The organism is Streptomyces sp. NPDC005799 (genome assembly GCF_040630525.1).
In the GTDB taxonomy this organism is placed as follows: domain Bacteria; phylum Actinomycetota; class Actinomycetes; order Streptomycetales; family Streptomycetaceae; genus Streptomyces; species Streptomyces griseorubiginosus_B.
In genome coordinates this window covers 66840-83452 of the sequence record NZ_JBEXXQ010000012.1, presented here as the reverse complement: position 1 = coordinate 83452, position 16613 = coordinate 66840, and the positions used below count along the sequence as shown (strand labels likewise).

The 16613-nt window shown below is 71.6% G+C and carries 16 protein-coding genes; 8 read left to right on the top strand and 8 right to left on the bottom strand.

The genetic code is table 11. From position 1 onward, the window contains the following. Window position 1 precedes the first annotated feature (1 nt). Complete coding sequence (locus tag ABZ453_RS14185) at window positions 2-496, bottom strand: hypothetical protein (protein WP_359015131.1); 495 nt, start codon at window positions 494-496, stop codon at window positions 2-4. A 197-nt stretch (window positions 497-693) separates the two neighbouring features. Between ABZ453_RS14185 and ABZ453_RS14180 the strand changes: the two genes are divergently transcribed. Both ABZ453_RS14180 and ABZ453_RS14175 read left to right on the top strand, forming a co-directional pair. After that, window positions 694-2526, top strand: coding sequence for a serine/threonine-protein kinase (locus ABZ453_RS14180; protein ID WP_359014921.1), 1833 nt, complete (start codon window positions 694-696; stop codon window positions 2524-2526). A 104-nt stretch (window positions 2527-2630) separates the two neighbouring features. After that, window positions 2631-3302: a response regulator transcription factor gene (locus ABZ453_RS14175; RefSeq protein WP_359014919.1), complete on the top strand. Its 672-nt coding sequence runs from the start codon at window positions 2631-2633 to the stop codon at window positions 3300-3302. Between the two features lie 83 nt (window positions 3303-3385). Here ABZ453_RS14175 and ABZ453_RS14170 read toward each other — a convergent pair whose 3' ends face one another. Beyond that, complete coding sequence (locus ABZ453_RS14170) at window positions 3386-4441, bottom strand: cellulase family glycosylhydrolase (RefSeq protein ID WP_359014917.1); 1056 nt, start codon at window positions 4439-4441, stop codon at window positions 3386-3388. 193 nt (window positions 4442-4634) lie between these two features. Here ABZ453_RS14170 and ABZ453_RS14165 point away from each other — a divergent pair, with 193 nt between their 5' ends. Further along, the gene (locus tag ABZ453_RS14165; RefSeq protein ID WP_359014915.1) at window positions 4635-5681 is read left to right on the top strand and encodes a LacI family DNA-binding transcriptional regulator; all 1047 of its coding nucleotides are present in this window, start codon (window positions 4635-4637) and stop codon (window positions 5679-5681) included. A 13-nt stretch (window positions 5682-5694) separates the two neighbouring features. On the opposite strand, the gene ABZ453_RS14160 is transcribed toward ABZ453_RS14165, so the two are convergent. Then, on the bottom strand, window positions 5695-6507 hold the full coding sequence (locus tag ABZ453_RS14160; RefSeq protein WP_359014913.1) for an SAM-dependent methyltransferase: 813 nt from the start codon (window positions 6505-6507) through the stop codon (window positions 5695-5697). A gap of 199 nt (window positions 6508-6706) precedes the next feature. On the opposite strand from ABZ453_RS14160, the gene ABZ453_RS14155 reads away from it, so the two are divergent. Next, the gene (locus tag ABZ453_RS14155; RefSeq protein WP_359014911.1) at window positions 6707-7993 is read left to right on the top strand and encodes a GAF domain-containing SpoIIE family protein phosphatase; all 1287 of its coding nucleotides are present in this window, start codon (window positions 6707-6709) and stop codon (window positions 7991-7993) included. Between the two features lie 66 nt (window positions 7994-8059). On the opposite strand, the gene ABZ453_RS14150 is transcribed toward ABZ453_RS14155, so the two are convergent. Further along, entirely contained in the window at window positions 8060-8500 is a 441-nt protein-coding gene (locus ABZ453_RS14150; protein ID WP_359014909.1) for an ATP-binding protein, read from the bottom strand. 233 nt (window positions 8501-8733) lie between these two features. Between ABZ453_RS14150 and ABZ453_RS14145 the strand changes: the two genes are divergently transcribed. The 4 genes from ABZ453_RS14145 (at window position 8734) to ABZ453_RS14130 (ending at window position 13189) form a co-directional block, all read left to right on the top strand. Further along, window positions 8734-9612: a helix-turn-helix transcriptional regulator gene (locus ABZ453_RS14145; RefSeq protein WP_359014907.1), complete on the top strand. Its 879-nt coding sequence runs from the start codon at window positions 8734-8736 to the stop codon at window positions 9610-9612. Further along, window positions 9609-9869, top strand: coding sequence for a DUF397 domain-containing protein (locus tag ABZ453_RS14140; protein WP_359014905.1), 261 nt, complete (start codon window positions 9609-9611; stop codon window positions 9867-9869). The genes ABZ453_RS14145 and ABZ453_RS14140 overlap by 4 nt, the downstream gene beginning before the upstream one ends. Before the next feature lie 33 nt (window positions 9870-9902). Continuing rightward, complete coding sequence (locus ABZ453_RS14135) at window positions 9903-10709, top strand: SAM-dependent methyltransferase (RefSeq protein ID WP_359014903.1); 807 nt, start codon at window positions 9903-9905, stop codon at window positions 10707-10709. Between the two features lie 197 nt (window positions 10710-10906). Next, entirely contained in the window at window positions 10907-13189 is a 2283-nt protein-coding gene (locus tag ABZ453_RS14130; protein ID WP_359014901.1) for a Tat pathway signal sequence domain protein, read from the top strand. Here ABZ453_RS14130 and ABZ453_RS14125 read toward each other — a convergent pair. From ABZ453_RS14125 to ABZ453_RS14110, 4 genes are all read right to left on the bottom strand, one after another. Next, window positions 13155-13643: a hypothetical protein gene (locus tag ABZ453_RS14125; protein WP_359014899.1), complete on the bottom strand. Its 489-nt coding sequence runs from the start codon at window positions 13641-13643 to the stop codon at window positions 13155-13157. The genes ABZ453_RS14130 and ABZ453_RS14125 overlap by 35 nt on opposite strands. Before the next feature lie 136 nt (window positions 13644-13779). Beyond that, window positions 13780-15054 carry an FAD-dependent oxidoreductase gene (locus ABZ453_RS14120; RefSeq protein ID WP_359014897.1) on the bottom strand — a complete coding sequence of 425 codons (1275 nt, stop codon included), beginning with the start codon at window positions 15052-15054 and terminating at the stop codon, window positions 13780-13782. Then, window positions 15051-15845, bottom strand: coding sequence for an amino acid ABC transporter ATP-binding protein (locus tag ABZ453_RS14115; protein WP_359014895.1), 795 nt, complete (start codon window positions 15843-15845; stop codon window positions 15051-15053). Before ABZ453_RS14115 ends, ABZ453_RS14120 begins: the two co-directional genes overlap by 4 nt. Then, window positions 15842-16609: an amino acid ABC transporter permease gene (locus ABZ453_RS14110; protein ID WP_359014893.1), complete on the bottom strand. Its 768-nt coding sequence runs from the start codon at window positions 16607-16609 to the stop codon at window positions 15842-15844. Before ABZ453_RS14110 ends, ABZ453_RS14115 begins: the two co-directional genes overlap by 4 nt. Between the last annotated feature and the right edge of the window lie 4 nt (window positions 16610-16613).

Below are 16613 nucleotides of genomic sequence, written 5' to 3'. Positions count from 1 at the left end.
GTCACTTGGCGGTGGGTTCCGCCCGCGGGCCGAAGCCGGGGAGCTCCTGGATCTCGCCGCCGAGCCTGCTGCGGAAGCCCTCCAGCAGCTCCGGCTTGGCGCTGACCACCCACCGGGTGCCGACCAGGTGCCTCCCGCCGTAGCCGCCGGCGGCGTCCAGCCAGGCCAGCTTGTACTTCTCTTCGGGGAACGTGGTGATGACACGGTCGGCCTGGTTCGTGTGGCACACGCCCTGCCGCAGTTCCTCCGCGTCGACCCGGATCCTGGGCTTGGCGCAGCCGATCAGCCCGGCGATCACCTCCACCTTCGCCGGCGCCACGACCCCGGCCTCGGGGGCGGCCGTCACCGCGGTCCTGCTTCGCTCCGCGCTGTCCTCCCCCTCGCCGGTGCAGGCCGCGGCCAGGGGCAGCAGGGCCAGGCTGCCGGCCAGGGTGGCGCCGCGCACCAGACGGACGGTGGGCGGGATGCGTCCTGGGCGTCGTTGCGGTGACTGCACTGCCACGTGGTTCTCCGTATCCGCGTACCCGGGCTGTTCCGCCCGGGGGTACGGATCAAGACCTGCGGTCGTTCACCATGCGCAGCGACTCGTGTGACAGAAGTGATCGAAACTCGGTCTTCACGCCGTCCCTGCGTTAGCCTCGTCTTCCCTTCACAGCCGAACTGGCATACGGCGAACATCACTTCGGGGGACTCGTGTCAGAACACCGGCCGGTGCCACCGGACTCGACAGCGGACGAGGCGACCGTGCTGCGGCAGACCGGCGCCGCGCCCTTGCACCGGGGCGACCCGCGCCGCATCGGCCCGTACGTTCCGCTGGCGTTGCTCGGCAGCGGCGGCATGGGGCGGGTCTATCTCGCCCGCGCCGAAGAGGGCGGGCCCGAGCTGGTCGCGGTGAAGGTGATCAGGCCGGAGTACGCGGACGATCCGGGCTTCCGGCGCCGCTTCGAGCGCGAGGCCTCGGTGCACGATCTGGTCCGCACACCGCGCACCCCGCGGTTGTGCGGCACGGGTTTCGAGGACGAACTGCTGTGGATGGCCACCGAGTACCTGCCGGGCCTGGACCTCGCGGACGCGGTGCGCGAGGACGGCGCCCTCGCGCCCGGCGCGGTGTGGCGGCTGGCGGCGGAGCTGGGGCACGCGCTCGCCGACCTCTCCGCGGCCGGGATCGTGCACCGGGACCTGAAGCCGTCCAATGTGCTGCTGTCCGTCCGGGGCGCCCATGTGATCGACTTCGGTCTGTCGAAGGCCGTCGACGCCAGCGCCCTCACCGGCACCGGCAACCGGGTGGGCACACCGGCCTACATGTCGCCCGAGCACCTGCGCACGGGCATCTGCGACACCGCCTCGGACGTGTTCTCCCTCGCCGGGACGCTGGTGTACGCGGCCACCGGGCACGCCCCGTTCGGTGACGGCACCGGCGTCGACGTCATGCACCGGGTCGCCTTCGAGGAGCCGAGCGCCGAGCTGCTCGGGGAGGTCGCGACGGCGGACCCGGAACTGGCGGCGCTGCTGTCGGCCTGTCTGGCCAAGGAGCCGGAGCGGCGGCCCACTCCGCGCGAGCTGAGCGACGCGGCCGTGCCCCACGCCGAAGTGACCGGCTGGCCCGAGCCGTTGGCCGGCAGGGTGCTCGCCCGGCAGCGGGCGTACGAGGTGCTGGGCCGTCTGCCGGTCGACAGGGCGTCCCATTTACGCACGTGGGACGACCGCCCGCCGACGGACGAACCCGCTCCTCCCACGCCCGGGCCCGCCGTGGGGCAGCCGGCCCTGCCCGCGCACGCGCCCGTCGCGGAGCAGACCGCCCCTCCCCCGCCCGGTCGCATCGCGGAACGGACGGCTCCTCCTCCGCCCGGGCCGCCGGAGAAGCCGGCCGCTGCGCGCAAGGCCGGCTCCAGGGCCGTGCGCAAGCCACTGCTGGCCGTCGCCGCGGGTGTCGTGCTGTGCGTGGCGGCCGCGGGCGTCCTCGCCCTCGACCGCGACCAGAACCATTCCGCGTCCGCGGCCCCGCCCGGGTCCGGTACGACGCTGGACGGCACCCTGCCCCGCGGTGCCGTCGCCTCGGCGTCCAGAGCGGCGGACGCGCGGTCCGCGTCCGGCAAGAGCGTGGACGGCGGGGCGGACAGGACCGCCGAATCCCCCGCCCCGTCCGGCGCCTCCCCCACGGCCGGCGCCCATCCGGGCGGCTCTTCCTCGGCGCCCTCCGCCTCCGCCTCCGCCCCGACGGCGGGCGACACGACCTCCGAGCCCGCGAGCGGCGGCACCTCCGAGCCGGCGAGCGCGCCCTGGAACTCCGACTGCACGTACTACGACGGCAACGGCCGCACCCGCGAGGGCGACAGCGGGAAGAAGGTCCTGCAGGTGCAGTGCATGCTGACCAAGCGCGGTTACGACATCGGTGGTTCCGGCGTGGACGGCGAGTTCGGTGCCGACACCGAGGCCGCCGTCGAGCGCTTCCAGAGCGACAAGGGACTGTCCGTCGACGGCGTGGTGGCTCACGACACGTGGAACGCTCTGCGCGAAACCGACTGACCGCGTGACCCACACCACAATCGAGACGTAGCCGTTTCGATAAGGACGGGACTATGCTGACTCCCACGTGAACGAAACCGTTTCGTTCAGGGGAGAAGCACGCCATGACCTCCGTACTCGTCGTCCATGACCAGACCCTGCAGCGCCTCGGCCTCCGGATGCTCCTCGCGGCCGAGCCCGATCTCACCGTCGTCGGCGAGACGGCGAACCCGCTCGACGCGGCCCGCATGAGCACCGAACTCCAGCCGGACGTCGTGGTCATGGGCAGCCGTGTCGACGACGCGGACGGTCTCGACGCCATCCGCAGCATCACCCGGCGGACCCTGCCCGGCGAACGCCGGCCGCGCGTCCTGGTCCTCATCCCGGCCGGCTGCGAGACGCATTCCTACGCCGCCCTGCGCGCCGGGGCGGGAGGCTTCCTCCTGCAGGACGCGACGCCCGAGGAACTGGCCGCCGCCGTACGGGTGGTGGCCGCCGGCGACGCCGTCATCACCCCCGGCCTGACCCGGGCCCTCATCGACACGGTCCGGCAGCAGCAGCCCGTCCGCCGGCTCACCCGGGAGACGGAGCTGCACGCGCTGACCGAGCGCGAGCGCGACATCCTCACCGCGGTGGCCTCCGGCTGGTCCAACGCCGAGATCGGCGAGCGGCTGTGCATCGCGCCGACCACCGTCAAGTCGCACGTCAGCCACATCCTCGCCAAGATCGGCGCCCGCGCCCGGGTGCAGGCAGTTGTCTTCGCCTACGAGTCCGGGCTGGTACAGCCGGCGGCCTGAGGAGTCCACCCCCACTCCCGTACCCACCCCGAGCGACCTCGCCACGACAGCCGGCGCAGGTGGCTGTCGTGGCGAGGAGTCGTTCAGGACTTGACGGGCCTGCCGCGGCCCCAGCCCCAGGCCAGCCGGTCGGCGCCGGACTGGTTGGTGGTCTCCAGCCAGGGCCGGTCGGCGGTGCCGGTCAGCTTCTGCATCGAGTAGATGTCGTCGGTGCGCAGACCGGGCCAGTACACCGAGCCCATGCCGAGCTTGCGGAAGGTGTCGGTGTCGGCCTGGATGAAGTTGATCGGGTTGCTCGACGGCGTCGGCACGTTGTAGTTCAGGCCCGTCGTCATCTCCGCGCCGAACTCGTCCGCGACCGTGCGGTTCGCGCAGTCACCGAGGCGCTCCTTGAGGTCGGCCACCCACTGGTCGTAGGTGGCGTAGCTCTTCCAGAAGCCGTAGTGGTGCAGGGAGAGGTAGGTGCCCTTCAGCCGCGGGTCGGCGCAGACCGTGGTGACGTGGTCGTTGTAGCCGGCGCCGCTGACGAAGACGCGGTTGCGCGGCACGGACGGGTAGGCCGCCAGCCACTTCGCGGCGATGTCGGCCCACTGGGCGTCGGTGTAGCCGTGCGGCTCGTTCATCGGCTCGAAGTAGACGCGCGGGTCGTGCTTGTAGGCCTTGACCACGGTGTCCCACATGGGCCAGAAGGTGGCCTCGTCGTCGATGAAGCCGTCCCGTTTGTCGCCCGTGCCCTCCCAGTAGGACACGATCACCTTGAAGCCGCGGTCGGAGGCGGCGTCGATGACCGCGCGGTACGACTTCCAGTAGGCGCCGTTGACCGTGTACGGGTTGATGGGCAGGCGGACGGTGTTGGCGCCGAGGTTGGCGCGGAAGGCCGAGATGATCCGGCTCGACTTGGCGTACGTCCGCGCGTAGTTGTCCGAGGTCGACAGGCCCGAGAGCTGCAGGTAGTCGTCGGCGAAGTTGTCGCGGGGGTCGGCCCAGTTGACGCCCCGGAACTGGCTCGTACCGGTCGGCGCCGCGGCGGAGGCGGGGCTGCCGGCCAGCATCGCGCCGCTGACCGCGGCGATCGCGACGGCCGCGCCGGTGGCGCGCAGACGGAAGGCGAGGCGGTTTCCGGTGGGGGTCTTGCGCATCGACTTGCCCTTTCGAGAGGTGGCTCGGCGCTCCGCATGTTTACGTAAACATGTGGTCCCTATGTCGGATGTTTACGTAAACTCGGCGGCGCCGGAATCGTGACATCCGTCTCAGCGGCCGTCAAGGTTTCCCACGCGTAACATCCGGTGCACTGCGCATCGGGTCAGGGAATCGGGTCGAGGGAGGCACACCATGGTGGAACGGGGCGGCTCCGGCGTGCCCGGCGGGCGCCGCAAACAGCGTGTCTCGATGGCCGACGTCGCCAAACTGGCGGGCGTCTCCTCGCAGACGGTCTCCCGGGTGTCCAACGGCCACCCCGGGGTGATCAGTTCGACCCGCGAGCAGGTCCTGGCCGCGATGCGGGACCTCGGTTACCGGCCCAACAGCGCGGCCCGCGCCCTGCGGTACGGCCAGTTCAACACCATCGGCGTGATCCTGTTCAGCCTGTCCTCGACGGGCAACAGCCGTACGGTGGAGGCGATCGCCACGCAGGCCGCGGCCGAGGGGTACGCGATCACCCTGATCCCCATCGACGTGCCGACCCAGGACAACGTGCTGGGCGCCTTCACGCGGATGGGCGAGCTGGCCGTCGACGCCGTCATCGTCATCATGGAGATCCATCTGCTCGACGCCGGCACGGTCCAACTCCCGCCCGGGGTCCATGTGGTGGTCGTGGACTCCGACGCAGGCGACCGCTACAGCGTGGTCGACACCGACCAGGCCGACGGCGCCCGCAGGGCCGTACGGCATCTGCTGGACCTCGGCCATCGCACCGTGTGGCATGTCACCGGGCCCGAGACGTCCTTCGCCGGGCAGCGGCGAACTCAGGCCTGGCGGGCGGTACTCGAAGAGGCGGGGTGCCCCGTCCCGCCGCCGCTGCACGGGGACTGGTCGTCGGAGTCGGGCTACGCCGCCGGACAGGAGCTCGCCCGGCACCCGGACTGCACGGCCGTGTTCGCCTCCAACGACCAGATGGCCCTGGGCCTGCTGCGCGCCTTCCATGAACTCGGGGTCCGAGTCCCCGAGGACATCAGCGTCGTGGGCTTCGACGACATCCCGGACGCCGCGTTCTTCGTCCCGCCCCTGACCACGGTCCACCAGGACTTCGCGGAGGTGGGCCGACGCTGTGTGCAGGGAGCGCTGGACCAGATCCGGGCCCGGGGCGGCGCCCGGCCGGGCACGGACCTGGTCCCCACGAGTCTGGTGGTCAGACGGAGCACGGCGCCGCCACCCGGCTGACGCACTTCCGTGGCTACGGACGCTTGCGGCCCACTCCCGCGTACACCCAGTACTCCGACGGGTTGTCCGGGAGGTCGTCGGTGGGGTCCGGGCGCCACAGGGGGACGTGGACCAGGCCCGGCTCCACCAGGTCGAAGCCGGTGAACAGGCCGAGGATCTCGTCGTGGGAGCGGGCGGTGACCGGTGAGGTGGCCCGGGAGCGGTACAGCTGGCCCACCGCGGCGGCCGTGTCCGGACGGTCCTGGTTCGTCGCGTGGGACAGCGCCAGCCAGCTGCCCTCGGGCAGCGCGTCCCGGAAGGCGGCGGTGATCCCGGCCGGGTTCTCCTCGGCCGTGATGAAGTGCAGGATCGTGACCATGAGCACGGCGACGGGCTGGTCGAAGTCGATCAGCTTGCGCACCTGCGGGGAGCCGAGGACGTCGGCCGGCCGGCGGATGTCGGCGTCGACGATCTCCGCGTCGGGGTTGTCGGCCAGCAGGGAGGCGCTGTGGGCGACCGCCACGGGGTCGTTGTCCACGTAGACCACGCGCGCACCGGGGCTCGCCGCCTGGGCGACCTCGTGGACGTTGCCCTGGGTGGGGATGCCGGAGCCGAGGTCGATGAACTGCCGTACCCCGGCGTCGACGAGGAAGCGCACGGCGCGGCCGAGGAAGGCCCGGTTGGCGCGGGCCAGCGTGCGCACCTGGGGGTCGATGGCGGAGAAGGCGGCCACCGCCTCGCGGTCGATGGCGAAGTTGTGCCGGCCGCCCAGCATCGCGTCGTACATCCGGGCGACACTGGCCTTGTCGGGATCGGTTCCGGGCTTTTGATCTGTGCTGTCTGACACCACAACATCCTTCCCCGTAATGGATCTTGACGCACCATCATATAGTTGCCTGCGACGCACGGCGCCCCGTTGACCTGCCGCGCGGCCGGAGCCCCCCACCCGGAAAGGCACGACCCTGCGGAACGAACCGCGCAGCCGCACCGATGACATACCCGCCCAGCCTTCGCTCCGCCGGTCGGTCTTCTCGCCCGCCGCAGACGTGATCGGCACGGAGCTCGATCTCCGGCTGACCGGAAGCCAGCTGACGCACGCGCTGACGCCCGGCTTCTGCGACGCGGCCTCGCTGTATCTGCTGGAACGCTGGCGCCGAGGGGAGAGCGCGTCCCTCACCGCGGACCCGCCCCGGATCGAGGCGCGCCGACTGGCGCTGCGGGTGGGAACGGACGCACACGAGGACTGGGAGGCCGCCCTGCCGGTCGACGAGGTGATCGTCTTCCCGCGCGGGACGCCGCACGCCCGCGCGCTGGTCTCCGGGCAGACGCAGTTGCTCGACGCCGTCGACGCCCAGACCGCGAGCCGGCTGATCGCCTCCGGCGACGGCGAGGCGCGGATCCGGGATCTGCTGTCGGTGGCGTCCTTCCTGGTGGTCCCGTTGCGGCTGCGGGACGTCACGCTGGGGTTCGTGGTCTGCACCCGCGGTCCGGCGCGTAAGGCGTTCCTGCCGGCGGAGGTGACGGCCGTGGAGGCGCTGGCCGCCCGGGCGTCCGTCGCGCTCGACAACGCGCGCCGCTACGAGCACGAGCGGCGCACCACGCTGGCGATCCGCAACAGCCTGCCGCCCGGTCCGCTGCGGGAGTTCGAGGGCTGCCGGGTCGCCCACGGCTCACTGTCCGCCGGTGCGGACACGGTGATCGGCGGTGACTGGTACGACGTGCTCGAGCGGCCGGACGGGCGGGTCAGCCTGATCGTCGGGGACGCCATGGGGCACGGCCCGGAGTCGGCCGTGGCGATGCTCCAACTGCGCACCGCGGTGCGCACGTTGGCGGCCCTGGACATGCCGGCGGACGAGCTCGTACGACGGCTCGACGCGCTCGCCTGCGCGACCCCGGGCGCCTCGTTCGCGACCTGCATCTACGCCGAGTGGGACGCCCGCCGGGGCCTGTGCACCCTGGTGGGCGCCGGTCACCCTCCCCCGCTGCTGCGCGGGCCCGACGGACGCACTGTCCCGGTCCCCCTGGTCGGCGCGGGCCTGCCCCTCGGGCTCGGCACCGGGCACTACGAGGCGACCGTGCTCAAAGTGCCGGAGCCGGCCCTGCTCGTGCTCTACAGCGACGGACTGGTGGAGTCCCGCGACAGCGACATCGACCACCAGATAGTCCGCCTCGCGCGCACACTGGATTCGGCCACCGAAGCCCGGGCGGACAGCGGCGGTACGGGCGACGAGCTGCCCGCGTTGTGCCGGCACCTCCTGCACTCCCCCTCCGACCCGACGGGCGCGGACGACCGCACCCTGCTGCTCGCCGAGCTGACCCCCGTCTCGGACTGACCCCCCGGTCCGCCGACGCCCCTGACCCCCCGTCCGAGGACGCCCGGACCCCCGTGCCGGGCGCCCTCAGACCCTCAGGGTCGCCCACACGGCGTTGCCGCCGGTGAGCCGGGAACGGTCGACCCCCCAGGTGTCGGACAGCTCCTCGACCAGGAGCAGCCCGCGGCCGCCCTCGTCGTCGGGGCCCGGCTCGCGTCGCGGCAGGCCGCGGCCCGAGTAGTCGTGGTCGTGCACCTCGAGGCGCACGCAGCCCTCGGAGACCATTCCGATGCCGCACAGGATCCGCGCGCTGAACGTGTGCCGGATGGCGTTGGTGACGAGCTCGGACACCAGCAGCACGGCGTCCGCGCACAGCTCGCCCGGCAGCAGCCAGCCGTTCATCCGGGTGTTCAGGGAGCGGCGGGCGACTCGGACGCTGGAGCGGTGCGAGGGCAGTTCGATCCAGTGCGCGCGCTCGGGGTCGGCTACGTCTAACAGCTGGGGGGAGGACGTCGCGTGGGGGGACACGGTGGTGGCCTTCCTGGGGCGGGCGCGGTCGGACGAGCCGAGACGTGCAACAGGCCGACGGGGACGGGGGGTTCCGTGTGATCGTCGAAACGAATCACACAAGTCACTATGCTCGCATCCAAGTTCAACGTGCAACCGGCTGCCTGATAATTTCAACAAGCCGGTATCCGACTGGTCGCTTCAACAAGTGACTGTCAGACTCGCACCGGTGACTGTCCTTCAGGAGGTTGGGCGTGAGCGAAGGCCGTTCGAGCGCGGCGGGCACCAACAGTGCGCCCACCGTTCTGCGCATGATCCTGGGCCGGCGGCTGCAGGAACGGCGCCAGGACGCGGGGGTGTCGCTGGACGACGCGGCGCGGGCCCTGCGGGTCACGTCCCTGACCATCCGCCGTCTGGAGAAGGCGGAGGTCGCCCTCAAACCGCTCTACGTCGAGAAGCTGCTGGAGACCTACGGGGCGGACCGGCAGGAGATCGACGAGTTCGTGGAGTACGCCGAGCGGGCCAACGAGCCCGGCTGGTGGCACACGTACCGCGACGTCCTGCCCACCTGGTTCAGCGCCTACGTGAGCCTGGAGACCGGCGCGAAGACGCTGCGCACCTACGAGCCGCACTACGTGACGGGCCTGCTGCAGACCCGTCGGTACGCGCGCGAGGTGCTGAGCGGCGGCTTCCCCAACGAAGGGAACGAGGAGCTCGACCGGCGCGTGGATCTGAGGCTGCGCCGCCAGAGCCTGCTGGAGAGACCCGACGCGCCCACGCTGTGGGTCGTGATGGAGGAGGCCGTGCTGCACCGGGTGGTCGGCGGCCCCGAGGTGATGCGGGAGCAGATCGACCGACTCCTGGAGGTCTCGGAGCTGGAGCACATCAGTGTCGACGTCGTCCCGTTCACCGCGGGCGCCCATGTCGGCGCGTGCGCCCCCTTCACGTACTTCCGTTTCGAGGAGCGCGAACTTCCGGACATCGTCTACACCGAGGTCCTCTCCGGTGCCATGTACCTGGACCAGCGCTCCGACGTCGTCGCCCATCTCGAGGCGCACAGCCGCATGTCCCTGCTGACGTCCGACGCGCACAGCAGGGCACTCCTGAACCGCATGCGCAAGGAGTACTCATGACCACGATCGACGACCGTGCCTGCGACGTCTACAACGGCATGCCCGCCGCCGACCTCGGCGAGCACGGCTGGGAGTCTCCCTGGAGCGGCCCCAACGGGGGCCAGTGCGTGGAGACCAAGCAGCTCGCCGACGGCCGCGTGGCGCTACGGCAGTCGACCGATCCGGCCGGTCCCGCGCTGATCTACACCCCGGAGGAGATCGCCGCGTTCGTCGCGGGCGTCAAACGGGGCCTCGCCGACCATCTCACCCATGGCTGACTCTCCCTCGCACCCCCCTCTGAAAGGTTCAGGATGACCAACTCGCCCGCGGCGCGGGACATCGACACCAGCCGGCCCCACTCCGCCCGCATGTACGACTACTACCTGGGCGGCAAGGACCACTTCGACATCGACAAGCAGGCGGCCGAGACCGTCGCGGCGGCCTACCCCGGCATCTTCGTCTGCGCCCGCGAGAACCGTGCCTTCATGCACCGCGCCACGCGCGTGCTGGCCCGGGAGCACGGCATCCGCCAGTGGCTGGACATCGGCACCGGCGTCCCCACCGAGCCGAATCTGCACCAGGTCGCCCAGTCCGTGGTCCCCGACGCCCGGGTGGTGTACGCCGACAACGACCCGCTGGTGCTGAAGTACGCCGAGCGACTGATGCGCAGCACGGCCGAGGGCCGCACCACGTACATCGAGGCCGACGTCAACGACCCGAACGCGCTGCTCGACGCCCCGGAGCTGGCCGAGATACTGGACCTGGGGCAGCCGGTGGCCCTGTCGCTCAACGCGCTGATGCACTTCGTGACGGACGCCCAGGACCCGTACGGCATCGTGAACCGTCTGCTGGCGGCGCTTCCCTCGGGCAGCGCGCTGGCTCTGAGCCACTGCACGCCCGACTTCGACCCGGAGACCTGGCGGAAGGTCACGGAGATCTACAACGGCGCCGGCACGCCGGTGCAGTTCCGCTCGAAGGACGAGGTCACGCGTTTCTTCGACGGGCTCGAACTGCTCGATCCGGGTGTCACCGTGGGCCACCGCTGGCGTCCGGACAGCGAGCCGACGGCCACGGACGCCGAGGTCAGCCTGTGGACCGGGGTGGGCATCAAGCCGTAGCGCCGCACCGCCGCAGTGAGGCCCTCCCGTCGGCCGCACGACACCGACGGGAGGGCCTCGCTGTGTCCGCAGGACCTTACATCGGATCTCTCTTCAGCATGCTGAACTCATTGACGCCTTCTACCCCTCTGCCTACGCTCCATCGAGCAATAGGTCCGATGATTGCTTGGCATGCTCTCGCCGGGAGGCACTCCGTAATGACCTCGAGAAGAACCGTCCTCGGCTCCGTCCTGGGCGGCACGGCGGCCGCCGTCGCCTTACCCGGAGCGGCCGAGGCAGCGGCCCCGGACACGGCTTCCGGCAAGGCAGAGCCTTGGAGACTGCGCAACCGGATGGACTCGGACGGAGCGTGGGCCGGCTTCCTGCACGGACAGGACCTGGTGTGGCACAGGCTGCCCACACTCTGGTACGAGGGCCCGTTCCTCGGGGACGGCCGGCTGGGCAGCATGGTGTACCGGGACCCGGACACGGGCGGCGTCCGCTTCACCGTGCAGCACGGTGAAGTCCAGGACCACCGGCCGGAGTTCGGCAGCGGATGGGGCACGGCGAGGCTGCCCGTGGGGCATCTGACCCTGGACCCGGTGGGCACGATCACGGCCGTCGACTGGCGGCTGAGCCTGTGGGACGCCGAACTGACCGGCTCGGTCACCACGGACAAGGGCACGCTCACGCTCGCCGCCCTGATCCACGACGGCGTCCTGGCCGCCCGCGTCAGGGCGACCGGCGACGAGGTGGTCCGCTGGACCTTCCACCCCGAGGAGGCCGTCAGCCCCCGGAAGATCCAGGAGGCACCCCCGGCCGGATACGTCCCCAACCCGCCCTGGACCACGCGGACCACCGGCGACGTGGAACAGGTCCTCCAAGCTCTCGTGGGCGGCGGTCAGACCGCCTCGGCCCACCGCCGCACCGGCGACACTCTCCTGCTCACCGTCGCCCACAGCCATCCCTCGGACACCCGCGCCGCTGAGCTGTCACTGAGGAAGATCCAACGGGCCCCCTCGTACACGGCGTTGCGGTCCCGGCACACCGGCTGGTGGCACGCCTTCCACCGCAGGAGCTTCGTGTCGTTCCCGGACCAGCGACTGCAGAGCTTCCACTGGATCCAGCTCTACAAGGTCGCCTCCGCCAGCCGCGCGGGCGGCCCGGTGATGGCCACCTCCGGCCCCTGGCTGGAGCCCACGCCCTGGCCGGCGGTGTGGTGGAACCTCAACGTCCAGCTGGAGTACTGGCTCATCCACGGCTCCAACCACCTCGAACTCGACTCGCTCGTCAGCACGTTGCGCCAGAACCAGGAGCAGCTGGCCGCCAACGTGCCCGCCCCGTACCGCTCCGACAGCGCCGGGATCGGGCGCAGCTCCGACATGTTCGCCGAACGCGCGGTGGGGCAGCCAGGAACGGGCGCCGAAGTGGGCGACCTGACCTGGGCGTTGCACAACGCCTGGCTGAGCTACCGGCACACCATGGACGAGGGGCTGCTGCGCGACACCATCTATCCCCTGCTGAGCCGCGCCGTCACCTACTACTGGCACTTCCTCCAGCCCGGCGACGACGGCAGGCTGCACCTGCCCTCCACGCTCTCACCGGAGTACCCGGTGGTCCCGCCGAGGGACACCAACTACGACCTCTCCCTGATCCGTTGGGGCTGCACCACCCTGCTGGAGATCACCGAACGGCTGCGCGTCGACGACCCGCTCCGGGCCCGCTGGCGGGAGATCCTCACCAGACTCACACCCCATCCGGTCGACGACAACGGCTTCATGATCGGCGCGGAGACACCGTACGCGCAGTCCCACCGCCACTACTCCCACCTGCTGATGGTCTACCCGCTCTACCTGGTCAACTGGGACCAGCAGGAGCAGCGGGAGCTGATCGAGAAGTCCGTGGTGCGCTGGCACGCCCTCACCGGTGCCCACCGCGGCTACAGCTACACCGGCGCCGCGTCGATGTACGCGATGATGGAGAACGGCGACACCGCGCTGTCGTACCTGAAGAAGTTCTTCGATCCGACCACGCGCTACCCGTGCCGGGCCAACACCCACTACACGGAGGCCGGTCCGGTCATCGAGACACCCCTGTCCGCCTCGCAGTCCCTGCACGACATGCTCTGCCAGAGCTGGGGCGGTGTCATCCGGGTCTTCCCGGCCGTGCCGTCCGCCTGGGCCGACGTCACCCTGCACGACTTCCGCACCCAGGGGGCGTTCCTGGTCAGCGCGGTGCGCACGGGCGGGGTCACCCGGTTCGTGCGGGTGCGCAGTCTGGCGGGCGAGCCGCTGGTGATACGACACGGTCTGGGGGACGGGCGGCTGACCGCCGTGCTGGACGACGGGCGGGCCGCCCGGGTCAGTGCCGTGTCACCCGGCACTGTCTCCGTCGACCTGCCCAAGGGCCGCGAGGTCCTCCTGCACACCGGCCCCCGCCCCGACCTCACCATCGCCCCGGTGGCCGTCACCGAGCCGGGGGCCGCGTGGGGGCTGCCGTAGCCCCGTCCGTCCTGCCCGCGAGCCGTACGTCCACCGCCGTGAGCGCCGGCGCGAGTGGTCCCGGTGCCAGGAACGCGAGCGGTATCAGCATCCAGGCGCGCAGGGCGGCGGTCGCCACGGCGAGGAGCACCAGGGCGCTGCCGCCCGGGTCGCGCACGGCGTCCCGGGCGGCCTCGCGCACGGCGGCCGGCCAGCCGGTGAGCGACTCGGGACACCCGCACGCCCTCAGCCCCACCACCAGGGCCGTCGCCCCGATGGCGGCGGCCACGGTCGCGAAGAGCGCCGCTTCCGGCAGTCCCGCCCCGGCCAGCGCGAGGTCGGCCGCGAACAGCACCGCGCCGGCGAGGGCGATCGCGCCGGCCGCCAGATCGCCGGCGCGCAGCCGGCGCCGCAGCAGCGCGAAGTGCCGTCCTGCCGTGGCCGGTCGGTCCTCCCCCGCGCCCCGCAGCCGCATGCCGTCGACAGCGCGGCCGGTGCGGTCAGCAGGGGCAGTCAGGCGGCCGTGGTGGCGAGGCCGACGCCGAGGACATCGGCGAACAGGGTCATGCGCGGGCCGAAGACCTCGCCCGCCTCCCGGGTCCGCATCCCGCTCATCCCTGTGCAGTGATCGACCGGTCGAAGCGGAACGGTGCCAGGATCTCCGGGCGGTGGCCGGTGCGGATGTACTCGGTCAGCCGGTGGCCGGTGACCGGGCCCAGGGTGATGCCGAGCATGCCGTGGCCGGTGGCGGCGAAGGCGTTGTCGTAGCCAGGCAGTCGGTCGACGACGGGCAGTCCGTCGGGCAGGAAGGGCCGTCCGCCGACCCAGGGATCGCGGATCTGGCCGACCAGGTCGTCGGGGTCCTCGAACCACTTCCCCAGGTAGTGCCGGCTGGCGAGGGCGACGGCGACCACCCGGCGCCAGTCCAGCCGGTTGTTGTTGCCGCTCAGCTCCATCGTGCCGCCGATGCGCGTGGTCGGGCCGATGGGCGAGGCGACGGCCCGGCGCTCGCCGAAGTAGAGGGTGTGCCGGGGGGCCGGATCGAGGTCGACGGAGAAGCTGTAGCCCTTGCCGGCCTGCAGCGGCAGGGGCCGGCCGAGGGCGCGCAGCAGACCGGCCGAGCGCATGCCGGCCGCGATGACGACGCCTGAGCAGGGAAGTTCGCCCGTGGTGGTCGACACGGCGGTGACCCGCCCCGCCGTCGTACGGAACCCGGTGACCCCGGTGTTCTCGTGGACCTTGACCCCCAGCGCGGCGAGTGCCTCGGCGAGCCCGCGGGCGAAGGCCTCGGGGTCGACCACGCCCTCCCCCTCCACCAGGTAGGCCGCGCGCACCTGCGGGGACAGCGCGTCGTCCAGCAGCCGGGCCTCCTCGCCGGTGACGACGTCGTCCGGCAGCGGATAACGCCCGTCGGCCATCTCCCGCTGGAGCGCGAGGTGATGACGGGCCTCGGTCGGTGAGAGGAACGCGTGCACCATGCCCGGGCGGGTCAGGGTGGTCCCGACGCCCGCCGCGCGCAGGCCGTCGAAGAGATCGAAGGTGTCGCGGTTCAGCTCGGCGATCGCCGCGTAACCGCGCCGGAAGGCGACCGGTGTGCTGCTGCGCCAGAACCGCCACAGCCAGCGCGCGAACGCCGGGTCGGGCAGCGGCCGCAGATACAGGGGCGAGTCCGGGCGGCCCAGGGAGCGCAGGGCGTACCGCACGACACCCGGAGCGGGCACCGGCGTCGAATGGCTCAGACAGACCCAGCCGGCGTTGCCGCGCGAGGCACCGGAACCGATGCCCCGTCGCTCGACGACCTCGACCGGCATGCCCTCCCGGGCCAGGTAGTACGCGGCGCACAGCCCCACGACCCCGCCGCCGACCACCACCAGGGGAGCGCTCATGACGCGGACCCGTACGCGGCGAGGAACTCCCGGGTCCGGCGTTCGGCCGGACGGTCGAGGACGTCCTGGGGCCGGCCCTCCTCCACGATCCGGCCGCCGTCGACGAAGACGACATGGTCGGACACCTCACGGGCGAAGGGCAGTTCATGCGTCACCAGCAGCATCGTCATCCCGTCCGCCGCCAGTTCACGCATCACGGTGAGCACCTCGCGGGTGGATTCCGGGTCCAGGGACGACGTCGGTTCGTCGAAGAGCAGCACTTCGGGGCGGAGCGCGAGTGCCCGGGCGATGGCGACGCGCTGCTGTTCGCCGCCGGAGAGCCGGTCGGGCCGGGCGAGTCCGCGGTGGGCGACACCGACCCGGCGCAGCAGGGTGACGGCCCGCTCCAGGGCCTCCGCCTCGGCGATGCCCGCCTTGCGCTGGGCCAGCACGATGTTCTCCACGGCCGTCAGATGCGGGAAGAGGTTGAACTTCTGGAAGACCATGCCGACGGTACGGCGCAGCGCGGGCAGATCCCGGCAGACGGTCCGCCCGCCGCTGTGCACCACCTCGCCGGCCACCTCGACCGTGCCCCGGTCGGGCCGTTCCAACAGGTTGACGCAGCGCATCAGCGTCGTCTTGCCGCCGCCGCTCTGCCCGATGACGCTGACGATACGGCCGCGGTCGACCTCCAGGCTCACGTCGTCGAGGACGAGCCGCCCGTCGAAGGACTTGCTCAGCCCCTCGATCCGGACCACTGCCTCGGCGCGGGCTGCGGCCACGGTCTTCGCCGTGGCGACGGGCTCGGTCATACGACGGCCTCCTTCCGGTCACTGACGCGGTCGTTGAGGTTGTCGAGGTCGGCGGCGAGCAGCGCTCGCGCGGCGCGCACCCGGCGCCGGCGCCGCGGGGAGAGCGGGACGCCCGCCCGGACCTTGCGCTCCAGCAGCAGCAGGAGCTGCGACAGCGGATAGCACAGGGCGAAGTAGACGGCGGAGATGACCAGGTAGACCTCCAGCGCGCGGAAGGTCTCCGAGGTGATCAGCCGCCCCTCCGACATCAGCTCGGCGGCGGAGACGGTGACGAGCAGCGACGTGGACTTCAGCAGGTCGACCAGCATGGTGTTGGTGCCGGGCAACGCCTGCCGTACCGCCTGCGGCAGGACGATGTGGGCGAAGATGCCCGCCTTGCCGAGACCGAGCGCCTCGCCGGCCTCCGTCTGCCCCTCGTGCACGCCGCTGATGGCGGACCGGAAGATCTCGGACAGGTACGCGGCATAGAAGACGATCAGGCTGAGACAGCCGGCCGTGAACACGTCCAGCCGGATCCCGGCCGAGGCGAGCCCGAAGTAGGTCAGGAAGATGATGGCCAGGAGGGGGACGTTCTTGAACACCTCGGTGTAGACGGCGGCGACGGCCCGGGCGGGCCAGACCTTGCTGAGCCGCAGCAGTGCCACCACCAGGCCGAGCAAAACCGCGCCGGCGAAGCTGACCACCGTGTAGGAGACGGTCCGTCCGAGGGCGTCGAGCAGGTCGGGGCGGTAGTCGGACCAGGGGACCTGGAAGAGACCGGACATGGTC

Excerpts from the sequence above, each read along its gene's own strand:
- ABZ453_RS14175 (WP_359014919.1), top strand. The coding sequence starts at position 2,631 with ATGACCTCCGTACTCGTCGTCCATGACCAGACCCTGCAGCGCCTCGGC.
- ABZ453_RS14170 (WP_359014917.1), bottom strand. The coding sequence starts at position 4,441 with ATGCGCAAGACCCCCACCGGAAACCGCCTCGCCTTCCGTCTGCGCGCC.
- ABZ453_RS14165 (WP_359014915.1), top strand. The coding sequence starts at position 4,635 with ATGGTGGAACGGGGCGGCTCCGGCGTGCCCGGCGGGCGCCGCAAACAG.
- ABZ453_RS14140 (WP_359014905.1), top strand. The coding sequence starts at position 9,609 with ATGACCACGATCGACGACCGTGCCTGCGACGTCTACAACGGCATGCCC.
- ABZ453_RS14135 (WP_359014903.1), top strand. The coding sequence starts at position 9,903 with ATGACCAACTCGCCCGCGGCGCGGGACATCGACACCAGCCGGCCCCAC.
- ABZ453_RS14130 (WP_359014901.1), top strand. The coding sequence starts at position 10,907 with ATGACCTCGAGAAGAACCGTCCTCGGCTCCGTCCTGGGCGGCACGGCG.
- ABZ453_RS14125 (WP_359014899.1), bottom strand. The coding sequence starts at position 13,643 with ATGCGGCTGCGGGGCGCGGGGGAGGACCGACCGGCCACGGCAGGACGG.
- ABZ453_RS14120 (WP_359014897.1), bottom strand. The coding sequence starts at position 15,054 with ATGAGCGCTCCCCTGGTGGTGGTCGGCGGCGGGGTCGTGGGGCTGTGC.
- ABZ453_RS14115 (WP_359014895.1), bottom strand. The coding sequence starts at position 15,845 with ATGACCGAGCCCGTCGCCACGGCGAAGACCGTGGCCGCAGCCCGCGCC.
- ABZ453_RS14110 (WP_359014893.1), bottom strand. The coding sequence starts at position 16,609 with ATGTCCGGTCTCTTCCAGGTCCCCTGGTCCGACTACCGCCCCGACCTG.